The 15,698-nt window shown below is 72.6% G+C and carries 15 protein-coding genes; 4 read left to right on the forward strand and 11 right to left on the reverse strand.

Going from position 1 to position 15,698, the window contains the following annotated elements; genetic code table 11:
- Positions 1 to 43: 43 nt before the first annotated feature.
- From dusB to recO, 6 genes are all read right to left on the reverse strand, one after another.
- Positions 44 to 1,222 carry a tRNA dihydrouridine synthase DusB gene (gene dusB / locus ACYVKX_RS21865; RefSeq protein ID WP_460835809.1) on the reverse strand — a complete coding sequence of 393 codons (1,179 nt, stop codon included), beginning with the start codon at positions 1,220 to 1,222 and terminating at the stop codon, positions 44 to 46.
- A gap of 95 nt (positions 1,223 to 1,317) precedes the next feature.
- On the reverse strand, positions 1,318 to 1,965 hold the full coding sequence (locus tag ACYVKX_RS21870) for a hypothetical protein (protein WP_460835810.1): 648 nt from the start codon (positions 1,963 to 1,965) through the stop codon (positions 1,318 to 1,320).
- A gap of 26 nt (positions 1,966 to 1,991) precedes the next feature.
- Entirely contained in the window at positions 1,992 to 3,404 is a 1,413-nt protein-coding gene (locus ACYVKX_RS21875; protein ID WP_460835811.1) for a glycine--tRNA ligase, read from the reverse strand.
- A 40-nt stretch (positions 3,405 to 3,444) separates the two neighbouring features.
- A complete protein-coding gene (locus ACYVKX_RS21880; protein ID WP_460835812.1) occupies positions 3,445 to 3,765 on the reverse strand; it encodes an antibiotic biosynthesis monooxygenase family protein in 321 nt (106 codons plus the stop codon).
- A 109-nt stretch (positions 3,766 to 3,874) separates the two neighbouring features.
- On the reverse strand, positions 3,875 to 4,639 hold the full coding sequence (locus ACYVKX_RS21885; RefSeq protein ID WP_460835813.1) for an isoprenyl transferase: 765 nt from the start codon (positions 4,637 to 4,639) through the stop codon (positions 3,875 to 3,877).
- Positions 4,639 to 5,373 carry a DNA repair protein RecO gene (gene recO, locus ACYVKX_RS21890; protein WP_460835814.1) on the reverse strand — a complete coding sequence of 245 codons (735 nt, stop codon included), beginning with the start codon at positions 5,371 to 5,373 and terminating at the stop codon, positions 4,639 to 4,641. Before recO ends, ACYVKX_RS21885 begins: the two co-directional genes overlap by 1 nt.
- A gap of 165 nt (positions 5,374 to 5,538) precedes the next feature.
- Here recO and ACYVKX_RS21895 point away from each other — a divergent pair, with 165 nt between their 5' ends.
- Positions 5,539 to 8,286 carry an ATP-binding protein gene (locus tag ACYVKX_RS21895; protein ID WP_460835815.1) on the forward strand — a complete coding sequence of 916 codons (2,748 nt, stop codon included), beginning with the start codon at positions 5,539 to 5,541 and terminating at the stop codon, positions 8,284 to 8,286.
- Here the strand turns inward: ACYVKX_RS21895 and leuA are convergent.
- Positions 8,275 to 10,020 (reverse strand): 2-isopropylmalate synthase, encoded by a 1,746-nt coding sequence (gene leuA, locus ACYVKX_RS21900; RefSeq protein ID WP_460835816.1) that lies wholly within the window; start codon positions 10,018 to 10,020, stop codon positions 8,275 to 8,277. The two genes, ACYVKX_RS21895 and leuA, sit on opposite strands and share 12 nt — an antisense overlap.
- Before the next feature lie 156 nt (positions 10,021 to 10,176).
- On the opposite strand from leuA, the gene ACYVKX_RS21905 reads away from it, so the two are divergent.
- Entirely contained in the window at positions 10,177 to 10,662 is a 486-nt protein-coding gene (locus ACYVKX_RS21905; RefSeq protein WP_460835817.1) for a flavodoxin family protein, read from the forward strand.
- 18 nt (positions 10,663 to 10,680) lie between these two features.
- On the opposite strand, the gene ACYVKX_RS21910 is transcribed toward ACYVKX_RS21905, so the two are convergent.
- Positions 10,681 to 11,901 carry a glucose-1-phosphate adenylyltransferase family protein gene (locus tag ACYVKX_RS21910; protein ID WP_460835818.1) on the reverse strand — a complete coding sequence of 407 codons (1,221 nt, stop codon included), beginning with the start codon at positions 11,899 to 11,901 and terminating at the stop codon, positions 10,681 to 10,683.
- Positions 11,902 to 11,996: 95 nt separating this feature from the next.
- Between ACYVKX_RS21910 and ACYVKX_RS21915 the strand changes: the two genes are divergently transcribed.
- Together ACYVKX_RS21915 and ACYVKX_RS21920 are read left to right on the forward strand one after the other, a co-directional pair.
- Complete coding sequence (locus ACYVKX_RS21915) at positions 11,997 to 12,776, forward strand: septum formation family protein (RefSeq protein WP_460835819.1); 780 nt, start codon at positions 11,997 to 11,999, stop codon at positions 12,774 to 12,776.
- On the forward strand, positions 12,773 to 13,591 hold the full coding sequence (locus ACYVKX_RS21920) for a septum formation family protein (RefSeq protein WP_460835820.1): 819 nt from the start codon (positions 12,773 to 12,775) through the stop codon (positions 13,589 to 13,591). Before ACYVKX_RS21915 ends, ACYVKX_RS21920 begins: the two co-directional genes overlap by 4 nt.
- A gap of 21 nt (positions 13,592 to 13,612) precedes the next feature.
- Here the strand turns inward: ACYVKX_RS21920 and ACYVKX_RS21925 are convergent, their stop codons facing one another.
- The 3 genes from ACYVKX_RS21925 to ACYVKX_RS21935 are packed head-to-tail and all read right to left on the reverse strand — an operon-like array spanning position 13,613 to position 15,688.
- Positions 13,613 to 13,996 carry a nuclear transport factor 2 family protein gene (locus ACYVKX_RS21925; RefSeq protein ID WP_460835821.1) on the reverse strand — a complete coding sequence of 128 codons (384 nt, stop codon included), beginning with the start codon at positions 13,994 to 13,996 and terminating at the stop codon, positions 13,613 to 13,615.
- A complete protein-coding gene (gene era, locus ACYVKX_RS21930; RefSeq protein ID WP_460835822.1) occupies positions 13,996 to 14,913 on the reverse strand; it encodes a GTPase Era in 918 nt (305 codons plus the stop codon). Before era ends, ACYVKX_RS21925 begins: the two co-directional genes overlap by 1 nt.
- The gene (locus ACYVKX_RS21935; protein ID WP_460835823.1) at positions 14,906 to 15,688 is read right to left on the reverse strand and encodes a siderophore-interacting protein; all 783 of its coding nucleotides are present in this window, start codon (positions 15,686 to 15,688) and stop codon (positions 14,906 to 14,908) included. The genes era and ACYVKX_RS21935 overlap by 8 nt, the downstream gene beginning before the upstream one ends.
- Positions 15,689 to 15,698: the final 10 nt, after the last annotated feature.

Genomic DNA, 15,698 nt, shown 5'->3' on the forward strand with positions numbered 1-15,698 from the left:
GTGGAGTGTCCCAATCTCGCCGGAAAATCCGCCGTACTCCGGCTCACCCGCCGGTGGTCTCGCCGGCGTCCTCGCGCAGGTGGCAGCCGCTGCCGTCGGCCTCGTCGAGCCAGCCCTCGGGCAGCGCCACCCGGCCTCGCGGGGAGCCCTGGCGGCCGCGCGGCGCGCCCAGCTCGGAGGCCGGGAACGGCTCGTTCGGGTCCAGGTCGGCCAGCAGCCGGTCCAGCGCGGCGAGGCTGTCGACCAGGCCCAGCGAGCGGCGCAGCTCGCCGCCCGCGCGGAAGCCCTTGAGGTACCAGGACACGTGCTTGCGGAGCTCCTTGCAGCCCCGCTCCTCCCCCAGGTGCTGGCACAGCAGCTCAGCGTGGCGGCGCATCATCGCGGCCACCTCACCGAGCGTCGGGAGCGCCGTGGGCTCGACCGGCTCGACCGACTCGACCGGCGAGGGGGCCGCGAACGCGGCGGCGAGGTCGCGGAAGAGCCACGGACGGCCCAAGCAGCCGCGCCCGACGACCACGCCCGCGGCCCCGGTCTGCGCCACCATCCGGATCGCGTCGGCGGCCTCCCAGATGTCGCCGTTGCCGAGCACCGGGATGTCCACCTGCTCGACCAGGGTCGCGATCGCGTCCCAGTCGGCGGCCCCGGAGTAGGCCTGCGCCACGGTCCGCCCGTGCAGGGCGATCGCGGCGACCCCGCTCTCCTGGGCGATCCGGCCGGCGTCGAGGTAGGTCAGGTGGTCCTCGTCGATGCCCTTGCGGGTCTTCATCGTCACCGGCACGCCGTACGGCATGGCCGCGGCGACCGCGTGCTCGAGGATCTCGGCGAGCAGGCCGCGCTTCCACGGCAGCGCGCCGCCGCCGCCCTTGCGGGTCACCTTGGGCACCGGGCAGCCGAAGTTGAGGTCGATGTGCGCGACGCCGTACTCCGCGCAGAGGATCTCCGCGGCCTTGCCGACGTAGACCGGGTCGGTGCCGTAGAGCTGCACCGAGCGCACCGTCTCCAGCTCGTCGAAGACCAGCATGTCCCGGGTGTGCTGGTCGCCCTCCACCAGCCCGCGGCTGGTGATCATCTCGCAGACGTAGAGGCCGGCGCCCTGCTCGGCGCACAGGCGGCGGTACGCCGCGTTGGTGATGCCCGCCATCGGCGCGAGCACGACCGGCGTGTCGACGCGCAGCGACCCCAGGGTCAGACCCGGGATCGGTGCGGTGGGCAGGGCGGACATGCCTCCATTGTCCGGCGAGGCGACCGGCGGGCCCAAATCGCCTGCGCGGGTGGTTTCGAGGCTCGTCGCTGGCGCTCCTCGCACCTCAACCACCGTCAGCCCTTCTTGCCCTTGCCCTTCTTCGGCTTCTGGGGCTTCTCGATGTCGCCGGTCCAGGTGATCGGGTTGAAGGTCTCGTCGGGGCGGAAGCTCACCGCGACCAGTCGGCCCTTGTCGGGGGCGAGGAAGACCAGGCAGGAGCGGACCGAGGCGCCCGGCTTGAACCTCTTCGGGAACGGCGTGCTCGGGCAGGGCTTGAACGAGCTCGCGAACGGCGTGGGCTCCACGAGCACGTTGTCGTCGTTGACGATGTAGAGCGGCACCTCGCGGCCGCCGAGGTCGGTGTCGCCGACGTTCTCGATCCTCGCGCTGACGTAGTACGGCGTGGACTTCTGCTGCGCGGCGCTGAGCTGCCAGGCGGACAGGTCGCCGATCGGGACCCGCTCGAGCCTGCGGACCTGGATGTCGAGCGCGCCGATCAGGCCCTGGCGCGGCTGGTAGGCGACGACCGCGTGGTCGCCGACCGCGAGCTGGCTGCCGGGCGCGGTGAGCTCGACCCCGTCCGGGACGTCGAGATACTCCGCGGTGTCGGACGGCGTGCCGGGTGCGCCGGAGGCGCCGGACCCCGGATCGCCGTCGTCGGAGGAGCAGCCCGCCAGCGTCACCGCCAGGACGGCCAGTCCGGCCAGGAGCGCCCTCGTCATTCGGCCATTCTGCACGCGGGAACCGCTCAGCAGCCGACGAAACGCGCGGCGAAGTACGGCGTCACCGCATCCAGCGAGACCCGCTCCTGCTGCATGGTGTCGCGCTCGCGGATCGTGACCGCCCGGTCGTCGAGGGTCTCGAAGTCGACGGTCACGCAGTACGGCGTACCGATCTCGTCCTGGCGGCGGTAGCGCCGGCCGATCGCGCCGGAGTCGTCGAAGTCGACGTTCCAGCCCGCCCGGCGCAGCTCCGTCGCGAGGTCCCGGGCCTTCGGCGAGAGGTCGGCGTTGCGCGAGAGCGGCAGCACGGCGACCTTGACCGGCGCCAGCCGTGGGTCGAGGCGCAGCACGGTGCGCTTGTCGACGCCGCCCTTGGTGTTCGGCGCCTCGTCCTCGGTGTAGGCGTCCACGAGGAAGGTCATCAGGCTGCGCGAGAGGCCGGCGGCCGGCTCGATGACGTACGGCGTGTAGCGCTCGTCGTTGGCCTGGTCGAAGTACGAGAGGTCCTGGCCGGAGTGCTCGGCGTGCGTGCCGAGGTCGAAGTCGGTGCGGTTCGCGATGCCCTCGAGCTCGCCCCACTCCGAGCCGGCGAAGCGGAAGCGGTACTCGATGTCGACGGTGCGCTTGGAGTAGTGGCTGAGCTTCTCCTGCGGGTGCTCGTAGTGGCGCAGGTGGTCGGGGTCGATGCCCAGGTCGACGTACCAGCGGGTGCGCTCGTCGATCCAGTACTGGTGCCACTCCTCGTCCTCGCCCGGCTTGACGAAGAACTCCATCTCCATCTGCTCGAACTCGCGGGTGCGGAAGATGAAGTTGCCCGGCGTGATCTCGTTGCGGAAGCTCTTGCCGATCTGGGCGATGCCGAACGGCGGCTTCTGCCGGCTCGAGGTCACCACGTTGGCGAAGTTGACGAAGATGCCCTGCGCGGTCTCCGGGCGCAGGTAGTGCAGGCCCTCCTCGTTCTCGACGACGCCGAGGTAGGTCTTGAGCAGGCCGGAGAACTGGCGCGGCTCGGTCCACGCGCCGCGGGTGCCGCAGTTGGGGCAGGCGATCTCACGGAGGTCGACGTCGTCGGGGTTCACCTCCTCGCCCTGGCGCGCCTTCCGCTCCGCGACCTCCTCCTGGAGGTGGTCGGCGCGGAACCGCCGGTGGCACGACTGGCACTCGGTCAGCGGGTCGGTGAACGTGTCGACGTGGCCGCTGGCCTCCCACACCTGGCGGGGCAGGATGATCGAGGAGTCGAGGCCGACGATGTCGTCGCGCATGGTGACCATCGACTTCCACCACTGGCGCTTGATGTTCTCCTTGAGCTCCACGCCGAGCGGGCCGTAGTCCCACGCGGAGCGGGTGCCGCCGTAGATCTCGCCGCACGGGTAGACGAAGCCCCGGCGCTTGGCGAGCGAGACGACGTGGTCGACGGTGGACGGCGGCGGCTTGGCCACGGCGGTGCTCCTGCGGGTGTGTAAGTGCAACTGAGAGGCGTCAGCCTAACGACCGCGGCGCCTCCTCGTTGAGGGTGGCCCCGGGCTCCGCGTCCTCGTACGCCGAGGGCTCCTCGATCGCCCGCGACAGCACCGCCACCGCGCGCAGCTTCACGTCGTAGGAGGACAGCGCGCGGCGGTAGCTGCCGACGTTCGCCCACCGGGTGGTCAGCACCCACAGCCCGGGGTCGTCGACGTTGCGGCCGATCTCGCCGCCGGCGTACCCCGCGCACGCGGCGAGCGCGTCCCGCGCGGTCGCGAGGTCGGCGCGGAACGCCGCGCCCTCGGGCTCGGGCACCCGGAACCTGCTCACCACCAGCACGGATCGAGGGTAGCGATGGTCGTGCGGGGACTACCGGGCCTGACTCGTCGAGACACCCCGGATCGCCCCTGATGAGCCCGTTCGAGGGCCATTCCGGGTGTCTCGACGGTCAAACCCCGCCGTACCGGCGGTCCCGGCGGGCGTAGATCTCGATCGCCTGCCAGAGGTGGCGCCGGTCCACGTCGGGCCACAGCACGTCGGTGAAGACGAGCTCGGAGTACGCCGCCTGCCACAGCATGAAGTTGGACAGCCGCTGCTCCCCAGACGTGCGCCAGACCAGGTCGGCGTCGCCGACCTCCGGCACGTAGAGGTGCTTGGCGAAGGTGCGCTCGTCGACCCTCTCCGGGTCGAGCCGGCCCGCCGCGACCTCGCGCGCGATCGACCGCGCGGTGTCGGCGAGCTCGGCGCGGCCGCCGTAGTTGACGCACATCGTGAGCGTGAGGACGTCGTTGCGGCGGGTGAGCTCCTCGGCGACCTGGAGCTCCCTGACGACCGACTTCCACAGCCGGGGCGCGCGCCCGGCCCAGCGCACGCGCACGCCGAGCTCGTGCATCTCGTCACGCCGCCGGCGGATCACGTCGCGGTTGAAGCCCATGAGGAACCGGACCTCGTCGGGCGAGCGCGACCAGTTCTCGGTCGAGAACGCGTACGCCGAGATCGCCCGCACGCCGATCTCGATCGCGCCCTCGACCACGTCGAAGAGCGAGTGCTCGCCCTGCTCGTGGCCCCGGGTGCGTGGGAGGCCGCGCTCCTTGGCCCAGCGGCCGTTGCCGTCCATGACGATCGCGACGTGCCTCGGCACCAGGTCCCTCGGGATCGCCGGCGGCCGCGCGCCCGACGGGTGCGGGGTGGGCGGCCGGACGCTGCGTCTCATCAGCGCTCGACGTAGGCGAGGGACTTGAGACCGCGCTCGAGGTGCCAGGCGAGGTACGCCGCCACCAGCGAGCTGGCCTCCTTCAGATGGCGCGGGTGCGCGGCGTCGACGGTCGCCCAGTCGCCGGCGAGCAGCGCGCCGAGCAGCGCGATCGTCTCGGGCGCGGGGCTGGCCGAGCCCGGCACCCGGCAGGTCGCGCACAGCACGCCGCCCATGGACGGGTTGAACCAGCGGTGCGGCACCGAATTGGGCAGAGCGCCGCAGCGGGCGCAGTGCTCGAACGACGGCGCGTAGCCGGCGACCGACAGCGAGCGGAGCAGGTGGGAGTCGAGCACCTGGCCCGGCCCGTGCTCGCCGGCGACCATCGCGCGCAGCCCGCCGACCAGCAGCAGGAACTGCTGCGGCGACGGCTGCCGCTCCTCGGCCACCAGCCGGTCGGCGGTCTCGAGCATCACGGTGCCGGCGGTGTAGCGGTCGTAGTCGAGGCCGAGGCCCTTCGAGTACGGCGCGAGCGTCTCGGCCTGGGTGATCGTGTCCAGGTTGCGGCCCTCCGCGAGCTGCAGGTCGACATGGGTGAACGGCTCGAGCCGCGACCCGAAGCGGGACGTCGTGCGGCGTACCCCCTTGGCGACGGCGCGCACCCGCCCGTGCTGCCGGGTCAGCAGCGTGATGATGCGGTCGGCCTCACCCAGCTTGTGGGTGCGCAGCACGATCGCCTCGTCGCGGTAGAGCACTCCCCTATCCTGCCGGGTCAGGCGCCGGTACGCCGTCTGCGACGCGTGGATCCGGGCCGGGTCTTCCGGCAACCGGCCGCGAGGCGGTCGCGACCGGAGTCCGACGCGACGAAGAACTGGCCGATCCTCTCCGATACCAGCATGACCCCAGCCTAGGCTGCCCCCATGTCGATCTCGGGCCGCGGGCACCTCGCCTGGCCCGTGGCGTCGGTGCTCCTCGGCGGCGTCCTCCTCGCCGGGGTGCTGGCGCTCGCCACCAAGCCCGAGGACGCGCCGGCCGCGACCTGGTGGCCCGCCGCCGGCATCGCCGTCGCGCTGCTCGGCCTCACGCCGAGGCGCTGGTGGTGGTGGCTCGTCCCGGGCGTGGCGGTCGCGACGACCGCGGCGAACCTGATCGGCGACCGCCCCCTCGACCTGGCGGTGTGGTTCGGGGTCGCGAACGCGATCGAGGCGCTGGTGGTCGCCGCACTGCTGCGCCGGGGCCGCGAGACGCTGCCCGAGCTCACGTCGCTCGAGACGCTGCTCCGGCTCGCGGTCTGCGCGGTGGTCGGCGGCGCCGTCTTCGCGACCGTCGCCGCGGCCGGGGTGACCGTCCTGGCCGACGCCGGCTACGTGTCGACCTGGCGCGGCCTGTCGGTCTCGCACACGGCCTCGGTGTTCGTGGTGCTGCCGCTGGTGATGGCGCCGTCGGTGCGCCCGACCCTCCGGGTCGCCTGGGAGCTGCCGCTCCAGGTCGCCACGCTGACGGTGGTCACGCTCGTCGTCTTCGCGCCGGCCCAGACCCTGTCGCTGGACTTCCTGCCGCTGCCGCTGCTGCTGTGGGCCGCGCTCCGGTTCGACGTGCGCACGGTCGCGTGGGAGCTGCTCGGCTTCGCGGTCGTCGCGACCATCACGAGCTCGATGGGCCACGGCCCCTTCGGCTTCGACCTCGAGCGCGGCGAGCTCACCGCGGTCGCGATGGGCGCGGTCGTGCAGGCCTACGTCCTCATCGCCGCCCTGATGTCGCTCCCCCTCGCGATCGGCCTCGACCAGCGGCGCAGCGGCGAGCAGCTGTTCCGCCGCAACTTCACCGAGTCGGTCGTGGGCATGCTGCTGATGCACAGCGCCGACGGCCGGCCGTTCGTCGTCACCGAGATGAACGACGCCGCCGCCCGCCTGCTCGGCGACCCCGAGGCCGTGGTCGGGCGGAGCCTCCACGAGGTCCTCGTCACCGACGCCCCGCTCGAGCTGGCCGCGAGCCGGATGCTGGCCGGCAACCTCGACGGCTGGAAGGGCGAGTGCGGCGTCCGCGCCCGCCCCGGCACACAGGTCGAGGTCGCGGTCTCGCTGCTCTCGACCGATCCCCGGCCGACGTTCGCCGCCCAGCTGCTCGACGTCACCACCGAGTCCGAGGCGCGCCGCCAGCTCGAGGCGGCGGAGAAGCTGACCAGCGCCACGCTCGACACCGCGGCCGCGATGATCCTGGTGACCGACCTGATGGGCGTGGTCGTCCGCGTCAACGGCGCCACGACCACCGTCACCGGCTTCGACGAGGAGGAGCTGCTCGGGGTCGAGATCTGGGACCTGCCGTTCGCTCCCCCGGGCGCCACCGGCTACCCGGCGGGCCTGCCCGACAGCCCGGACGGCCAGGTGAGCCGCGAGAGCGACGTGGTGACCCGCTCGGGCGAGCGCCGGCGGATCCAGTGGAACACCGGCTACGTGCGCGACGAGCGCGACCACCCCACGCACGTCGTGGTCACCGGGACGGACCTCACCGCCGAGCGCCGTACCGCCGGCCTCAACCGACACCTGCTCGAGGCGGCCATCACGACCGCCCTCATCGGCATCGACCCGCAGGGCCGGATCACGGTCTTCAACGCCGGCGCCGTCAACCTGCTCGGGTACGACGGGCAGGACACCGTCGGCACGCCGTTCGTCGACCTCTTCGACCCCGAGCAGCTCGCCGAGCGCTGCGGCGGCGCGACCGGCGACGAGGCGTTCGCCCGGATGGTCGCCGGCATCGACGGCGGCGGCGAGACGGCCTCGCGCGACTGGACCTGGATCGGCGCGGACGGGCGCCGGCACACGGTGTCGATGACGCTCAGCATCGCCGCCGACACCTTCGCCGCGCGGTTCGGCTACCTGTGCGTCGGCCGCGACGTCACCGAGGCCCGCGCCAGCCAGGAGATGCTGATCGCCGCGCTGGAGAAGGAGCGGCTCGCGGTCCAGCGGATGAGGGAGCTCGACGGCGCCAAGAACGAGTTCGTGTCGACGGTCAGCCACGAGCTGCGCACGCCGGTCACCAGCATCGTCGGCTACACCGAGATCCTCGAGGACGGCTCGCTCGTGGCGCCCGCGCCGGAGCAGCTGCCGCTGCTGGAGAGCATCGCCCGCAACGGGCGCCGGCTGATCCTGCTCTGCGACGACCTGCTGACGCTCAGCGGCCTGGACTCCGGCGCCGCGCACTGGGAGCGCGGCGCGGTCGACCTCACCACGATCCTGACCGGCGCCGAGGACTCCGTGCGCGCGCAGCTCGCCGGCCGCGACCTCCAGCTGGTGATGTCGTCGACCGACGCGCCGGTGCCGGTCGTGGGCGATCAGGTCCAGCTCGAGCGCGTGCTCACCAACCTGCTCGGCAACGCGATCAAGTTCACCGAGGACGGCGGCCGGATCGAGGTCGCCGTCGCCGCGTTCGACGGCGAGGCGACCCTGACCGTCTCCGACACCGGCATCGGCATCCCCGAGGCCGAGCAGGGCGGGCTGTTCCAGCGGTTCTTCCGGTCCTCGACCGCGCAGGAGCGCGCCATCCAGGGCACCGGCCTCGGCCTCTCGATCGTGGCCGCGATCGTGGCGGCCCACGGTGGGCGCATCGACGTGCGGTCCGCCCACCTCGCGGGCACCACGTTCACCGTCAGGCTGCCGCTAGCTCGCTGAGCCCGGCGCGCGGTTGACCGCGCTGATCACCGCCTTGAGCGAGGCGGTGACGATGTTCGCGTCGATGCCGACGCCCCAGTGGACCTGGTCGCGGACCAGGCACTCGACGTACGCCGCCGCGACCGCGTCGCCGCCCGCGGAGAGCGCGTGCTCGGCGTAGTCGAGCACCCGGACGTCCCATGCCTGGCCACCATCTCGGGGAGGGAGCTCGTTGATCGCGTTGACGAACGCCGCGATCGGGCCGTTGCCCTCGCCGTGGAGGGAGTGCACGACGCCATCGACGTAGACGTTCACGTCGAGGGCGTCCTTCTCCCCCGCCGCGGACGAGGTGTGCACGGAGTTGAGCTTCAGCGGCGTCTCGCGGTCGAGGTACTCGGCGCGGAACATCGACCAGATCGCCTCGGGCCGGACCTCGCCGCCCTCGGTGTCGGTGTGCTGCTGGACGACGCGGCTGAACTCGATCTGCGCGCGGCGCGGCAGGTCGAGCTTGTGCTCGGCCTTGAGGACGTAGGCCACGCCGCCCTTGCCGGACTGGCTGTTGACCCGGATCACGGCCTCGTAGGTGCGGCCGACGTCCTGCGGGTCGATCGGCAGGTACGGCGCCTCCCACGGGAGCGTGCCGACCGGCACGCCCTGCTCGGCGGCCTGCCGGTCGAGGTCCTCCAGACCCTTCTTGATCGCGTCCTGGTGCGAGCCGGAGAACGCCGTGTAGACCAGGTCGCCGGCGTACGGATGGCGCGGGTGCACCGGCAGGTTGGTGCAGTACTCGACCGTGCGCCGGATCTCGTCGATGCCCCCGTTGCCTGCGAAGTCGATCATCGGGTCGACGCCCTGGCTGAACAGGTTCATCCCGAGCGTGACCAGGCAGACGTTGCCGGTGCGCTCGCCGTGGCCGAACAGGCAGCCCTCGACCCGGTCCGCGCCGGCCATGATGGCGAGCTCGGTCGCGGCGACCGCCGTACCGCGGTCGTTGTGCGGGTGCAGCGAGATCACCGTGTTCTCGCGCCGGGTGAGCTGGCGGCCGAACCACTCGATCTGGTCGGCGTACACGTTCGGGGTCGCGACCTCGATCGTCGCCGGAAGGTTGAGGATGATCTCGCGGCCGTCCTCGGGCTGCCAGACGTCGCTGACCGCCTCGCACACCTCGACCGAGAACGGCAGCTCGGTGCTGGTGAAGATCTCCGGGCTGTACTCGTAGCCGATCACGGTCATGTCGAGGTTGGCCTCGCCGTGCTTCACGACCAGCTCGGTGCCACGGACCGCGATGTCCTTGATCTCGTCGGTGCTGGCTCGGAACACGACGCGGCGGAACAGCGGCGCCAGCGCGTTGTAGAGGTGGATGTTCGCCCGCGGTACGCCGACCAGCGACTGCACGCTGCGCTCGATCAGGTCCTCGCGGGCCTGGGTGAGCACCGAGATCGTCACGTCGTCGGGGATGTGGTCGCCCTCGATGAGCTGGCGCACGAACGCGAAGTCGGTCTCGCTGGCGCTCGGGAAGCCGACCTCGATCTCCTTGTAGCCCATCTGCACGAGGAGGTTGAACATGGTCATCTTGCGCGCGGGGTTCATCGGGTCGATGAGCGCCTGGTTGCCGTCGCGCAGGTCGGTGGAGAGCCACCGCGGCGCCTCGGTGATGACCGCCGAGGGCCAGGTGCGGTCCGGCAGGTCGATCGGCGGGAACGGGCGGTAGCGGTCGAACGGCATGCCGCTCGACTTCTGCTGGGGAATCGTCATGGGGTCCTCGCTGGTGACTGGTGTGGCGGGGCCGGCGCACGCGATCACTCCGCAGCGAGGGGGTCCGGCTCTGGCTCAGGCCCCGCTGCGGCAGCGAAGGAGGAGGCTGCGCAACATGACCCGGCCACCATAGCGGATCCCCGCTAGCGTCGGGGCATGTCCCGGCTGCTGGTCGTCCACCACTCGCCGACCCCGACGGTGCGGGCGCTCACCGACGCCGTCGTGGCCGGGGCGCACGACGACGAGATCGAGGGCGTCGAGGTGGAGGTGCGGGAGGCGCTGTCGGCGACCGCGGAGGACGTCTTGGCGGCCGACGGCTACCTGCTCGGGACCACCGCGAACTTCGGCTACATGAGCGGCGCGCTCAAGCACTTCCTCGACACGATCTTCCTCGAGGCCGGCGGGGCACTGACCGACGACGGCTCGGCTGGCTCGGCGGGCGGCGCCGGGAGGAAGCCGTTCGGGCTGTGGGTGCACGGCCGGTACGACACCACCGGCGCGGTCCGGTCGGTGCTGTCGATCGTGGGCGCCCTGCCCTGGGTGCAGGCGGCCGACGTGCTGGAGGTGCTCGGCGACGTCGGGGACGACGAGCGGGCGGCGGCGTACGAGCTCGGCGGGACGCTGGCCGCGCTGCTCGGCTGAGTACGTGTGCTGAGGGGGTCACGTCGTGGTGCCGGGCTCCAGCCGGGCGCCCTGGTCGAGGATGGTGCCGGGAGCGATGCGGGAGCCGGGGCCGATCAGCACGATCGCGTCCGGATCGTCGGGATCGGTGTCGGGCGAGCCGACCTCGGCGTTCCTCCCGACGACGCAGTCGCGGTCGACGATCGCCCAGTCCAGGCGGGCGCCCTCGGCGACGACGGTGTCCTCGAAGACCACGCTGTCGCGGACCAGCGCGCCTGGCTCGACGACGACGCCGGGGCCGACGACGCTGCGGATCACGGTGCCGCGGACGCTCGCGCCCGGGCTGAGCAGGCTGTCGGCGACGCGGGCGCCGTCGAGCACCCGCGCGGCGGGCCGCTGGTGCTGGTGGCCGACGATCGGCCAGTCCGGGTCGTCGAGGACGCCGAGGTCGCCGTGGAGGACGTCGTGGTGGGCGGCGAGGTACTTGTGCGGCTGGCCGAGGTCCTTCCAGTAGCCGGCCATCGGGTGCGCGACGACCGCGCCCTGCTCGATCAGCCGCGGCACCAGGTGCTCGCCGTAGTCGCCCAGGCCGGTGTCGCCCGCGCCGGCGCCGAGCTCGCGATGGAGCTCCTCGAGGACGTCGACCAGGACACGTACGCCGTACACGAAGATCTCGGCGGCCACCGTCTCGGTCGTCGGCTCCTCGGGCTTGTAGGCGAACGCCGTGACCCGGCCGTCGCCGTCCGCCTCGACGGTGGCGTGGTCGGACGCCTCGGCGAGCGGGGCCGTGGCGGTGACGACGGTGCAGTCCGCCCGGGCGCGGCGATGGGTCGCGACGGCGTCCATGACGTCGAAGCGGTAGACGTGGTCGGCGCTGCACACGACGAGCAGCTCGGCGCCGGTCGCGAGCACCTGGTCGCGGATCCGGTAGAGCTCGTCGGCGTTGCCCCGCGCGAACCCCTCCTCGTCGGTGCCGCCGGTGCCCTCCTCGGGCATGAGCAGCCGCAGGCCGCCGCGGTTGCGGTCGAGGTCCCACGGGCGGCCGTTCGCGACCTGCTCGCCGAGCGACGCCCCGTGGTACTGCACCGAGAGCCACACGTCGTCCACGCCGGCGTTGGCGAGGTTGGACAGCGGGAAGTCGATCAGCCGGAAGACGCCCGCGAACGGCAGCGTGGGCTTCGCGCGCTCCCGCGTGAGCACGTCCATGCGGCCGCCGGAGCCGCCGGCCTGCACGAGGGCGAGGATGCGTGGAGCGGGCATGCGTCCACCGTGCCCGGACGGCGCTCCGCCCACACTCGGGGCACACCCCGCAGGGGTACGATCGCGCGGACCGCCGAGGGGAGAGAGGAGTTCGCGTGCGCCGGCTCGCCGTGCTCGTGGCCGTGACCGCGCTCTCGCTCCCGCTTCTGGCCGGCTGCGGCGCGGAGGGCGCGCCGGCCGACAGAGAGCCGCCGGCGCTGGGCGCCTGCCGCGCGCTGACCCCCGAGGACGTCGCCGAGCCCGCGAACACCAGCGCGACCGTCGACTGCTCCGAGCCGCACACCGCCGAGACCTACGCCGTCGGCGACCTACCGGGCACCTTCGCGGACGCGGAGTACGACGACGCGAGGCTCGGCGCCTGGGCGTACTCCACCTGCTCGGAGGCGTTCATGGCGTTCCTCGGCGCCGACGAGAGCCTGGTGATGCGCACGATCGTGAGCTGGGCGTGGTTCCGGCCGACCGAGGACGCGTGGGACGAGGGCGCCCGCTGGTACCGCTGCGACGTGGTCGGCGGCGGCGAGCAGAGCAAGGAGTACGTCGACCTCCCGACCACCGCCAAGGGACTGCTGCAGGGCCGGCCCAGCGACCGCTGGATGGTCTGCGCCGACGGCCCGACCGTCGCCGGATCGGTCAAGGTCGCCTGCACCGAGCCGCACCAGTGGCGCGCGGTCACGACGATCTCGCTCGGGGATCCGGAGGACCCCTACCCCGGCGACCGCGCCGTCGAGGTCAAGACGCGCGACTTCTGCAAGACGTCGGTGGGCTACTGGCTGAACTCCCCCATCGACTACGACTTCGGCTACACCTGGTTCCACGAGGCCGAGTGGGAGGCCGGCAACCGTCGGTCGGTGTGCTGGGCGAAGACCGACCGATGAGGCTCCTGCTGCTCGCCCTCGTGCTGCCGCTGCTGGCGGCGTGCACGGGCTCCGGCGGGTCCTCGTCGTCGCCCTCGCCGGCGTCGCCGCCACCGGCCGCCACCGCGCCGCCGACCGCGTCCGCGCCGCCGGTCCCCCGCAACCGGGCCTGCTACGCGCTCTCCTACGACGACGCAATTGCGCCGACGGTGCCGGCCCCGCCGGTTCCCTGCGCGCGGGAGCACACCGCCATGACGTTCGCCGTCGGCCCGCTCGACACGCTCGCCGACGGGCACCTGCTCGCGGTCGACTCCGCCCGCGTGCTCCGGCAGGTGTCCACCGAGTGCCCGGCCCGGTTCGAGGCGTTCGTCGGCGGGTCGGTGTCGGATCGGCGGCTCTCGATGCTCCGGCCGGTCTGGTTCACGCCGTCGGTCGAGGAGTCCGACGCCGGCGCCTCGTGGTTCCGCTGCGACGTGGTCGCCCTCGCCACCGAGGAGGAGCTGGCGCCCCTCACGGGCCGGCTGGCCGGCGTACTCGACACGGAGCGGGGGCGCACCCGCTACGGCATGTGCGGCACCGCCCGGCCGGGCACCGCGGACTTCTCTCGCGTGGTCTGCTCCCGGAGGCACTCGTGGCGCGCGGTCGCTGTCGTGCCCTTCGACGCCGGTCCCTACCCCGGCGTCTCGAAGGTGCGCGCCGCCGGCGAGACGCCGTGCCAGGACGCCGGCGCGACCGCCGCGGGTGGCGCGCTCGACTACGAGTGGGGCTACGAGTGGCCGACCCGGGTCCAGTGGCGGTCCGGCCAGACCTTCGGGCGGTGCTGGGCGCCCGACTGAGCCGGGGGCGGTGAGCTGCCGTCAGCGCGCGAGCTCGGCCGCCATCAGCTCCATCAGCTTGGTGAGCCCCTTGAACGGCCGCACCATCACGGTGAAGTCGACCAGGTGGCCCGACGGGTCCCACGTGAGCATGTCGACGCCGTGGACCGTCAGTCCGTCCAGCGACGCGGTGAACTCGAGGACGGCGGAGTCCTCGGCGTACCACTCGCGGACGTAGGCGAGGGTCGGGCCGAGGACGGCGATGGCGGCAGTGAGGTACGCCGTGGTGGCGATCTTCCCGGACTGCGGCGTGTGGACGGCCGGCGAGCGGAAGACGCAGTCGTCGGCGAGCAGGCCGTCGAGCAGAGCAGTGTCGCGCGAGGCGGCGATGGCGTGCCAGGCGGCGACGGGAGCGGGGCTGGTCATCAGAAGCCCAGCTTCCGCAACTGCCTGGGGTCGCGCTGCCAGTCCTTGGCGACCTTGACGTGCAGGTCGAGGTAGACCGGCGTGCCGAGGAGCGCCTCGATCTGCTTGCGGGAGTTCGTGCCGATGGTGCGGAGGCGGGAGCCCTGGGGGCCGATGATGATGCCCTTCTGGGAGTCGCGCTCGACGTACACGTTGGCGTGGATGTCGAGCAGCGGCCTGTCCTCGGGACGGTTCTCGCGCAGGCTCATCTCCTCGACGATGACCGCGACCGAGTGCGGGAGCTCGTCGCGCAGGCCGTCGAGGGCGGCCTCGCGGACCAGCTCGGCGACCAGGATCTCCTCGGGGGCGTCGGTGAGATCGCCGTCGGGGTAGAGCTGCGGCCCCTCGGGCAGCAGCCCGACGAGCAGGTCCTGGAGCAGTCCGATCTGGTCTCCCGCGACCGCGGACACCGGCACGACCTCGGCCCAGTCGACGCCGATCTCGGTGCCGAGAGCGGCGATGTCGAGCAGGTGCCGGCCGATCTGGTCGGGGGTCGCGAGGTCGGTCTTCGTGGCGATCGCGACCTTCGTCGTACGCCTGACCTTCGCCATCTCGGTCGCGATGAAGCGGTCGCCGGGCCCGATCCTCTCGTTGGCGGGGAAGCACACCGCGACCACGTCCACCTCGGCCAGCGTGGTCGTCACCAGGTCGTTGAGCCGCTCGCCGAGCAGCGTGCGCGGCCGGTGCAGGCCGGGGGTGTCGACGAGGATCAGCTGCGCGTCCTCGCGGTGCACGATGCCGCGGACGACGGTCCGCGTGGTCTGCGGCTTGTCGGAGGTGATCACGACCTTCTGCCCGACCAGCGCGTTGGTCAGCGTGGACTTGCCGGCGTTCGGCCGGCCCACGAACGACACGAATCCGCTTCGGTGCTCAGCCATCCCGGGCCTCGTCGTACTCCGCCCAGATCTGCTCGTCGCTCCTACCCGCCGCCTTGCCGGCCCGCCAGATCGGGCCGGGGTCGACCGCGCGCGGCTGGCGTTGCCGGACGCCGCGCCAATAGCCCATCACGTCGTACGCCGAGGACGGCAGCCTGCGCTCGCGCATCAGGTGCTTGCGGATCGCGCGCATCTGCGCGGACTCGCCGGCCATCCAGAAGTACCCCTCGCCCGCCGGCCAGTCGATCGTCTCGACCACGGCCGCGAGCGCGCTCTCGCCCGGAGCCGGCGGCGCCAGCCAGGTGACCTCCGCCGAGGAGGGGAGGTACGCCGCCAGGTCGTCCGGCACCTCGGCCCAGATCCGCGTGGGCAGGTCCACGGACTCGGCGATCCGCGCCATCGCCGGCAGCGCCGTCAGGTCGCCGACCAGCAGCAGCCAGGCGGCACCTGGCACCGGCAGGAACGAGCCCTTCGGCTCGGTGATCGCGACGGTGTCCCCCACGCACGAGTCGGCACCGTCGCGCGCGGCCCACTCGGTCACCAGCCCGACCTCGTGCACGACCACGTCGAGGGTCAGCTCACCGGCCGACCACGACCGCACGGTGTAGTAGCGGCTCTGGAACTGGCCGGGCACGACCAGCCCGACCCACTCGTCCGGGATCCCGGTCGACGCGAACGACGCCAGCCCCGGGCCGCCGAGCACCAGCCGCACCAGGTGCGGCGAGAGCCGCACGCGGCGCAGCACCGTCGCGTCGTACTGCCGGGCCCGCGTGCTCACCCACCAACCG

The sequence above is a fragment of the Nocardioides hungaricus genome, assembly GCF_054782915.1.

What these genes read in the sequence shown, in the direction of transcription:
- ACYVKX_RS21870 (WP_460835810.1), bottom strand. Translation starts at nt 1,965, where the DNA reads ATGACGAGGGCGCTCCTGGCCGGACTGGCCGTCCTGGCGGTGACGCTG.
- era (WP_460835822.1), bottom strand. Translation starts at nt 14,913, where the DNA reads ATGGCTGAGCACCGAAGCGGATTCGTGTCGTTCGTGGGCCGGCCGAAC.
- ACYVKX_RS21925 (WP_460835821.1), bottom strand. Translation starts at nt 13,996, where the DNA reads ATGACCAGCCCCGCTCCCGTCGCCGCCTGGCACGCCATCGCCGCCTCG.
- dusB (WP_460835809.1), bottom strand. Translation starts at nt 1,222, where the DNA reads ATGTCCGCCCTGCCCACCGCACCGATCCCGGGTCTGACCCTGGGGTCG.
- ACYVKX_RS21920 (WP_460835820.1), top strand. Translation starts at nt 12,773, where the DNA reads ATGAGGCTCCTGCTGCTCGCCCTCGTGCTGCCGCTGCTGGCGGCGTGC.
- ACYVKX_RS21895 (WP_460835815.1), top strand. Translation starts at nt 5,539, where the DNA reads ATGTCGATCTCGGGCCGCGGGCACCTCGCCTGGCCCGTGGCGTCGGTG.
- leuA (WP_460835816.1), bottom strand. Translation starts at nt 10,020, where the DNA reads ATGACGATTCCCCAGCAGAAGTCGAGCGGCATGCCGTTCGACCGCTAC.
- ACYVKX_RS21885 (WP_460835813.1), bottom strand. Translation starts at nt 4,639, where the DNA reads ATGAGACGCAGCGTCCGGCCGCCCACCCCGCACCCGTCGGGCGCGCGG.
- ACYVKX_RS21910 (WP_460835818.1), bottom strand. Translation starts at nt 11,901, where the DNA reads ATGCCCGCTCCACGCATCCTCGCCCTCGTGCAGGCCGGCGGCTCCGGC.
- ACYVKX_RS21905 (WP_460835817.1), top strand. Translation starts at nt 10,177, where the DNA reads ATGTCCCGGCTGCTGGTCGTCCACCACTCGCCGACCCCGACGGTGCGG.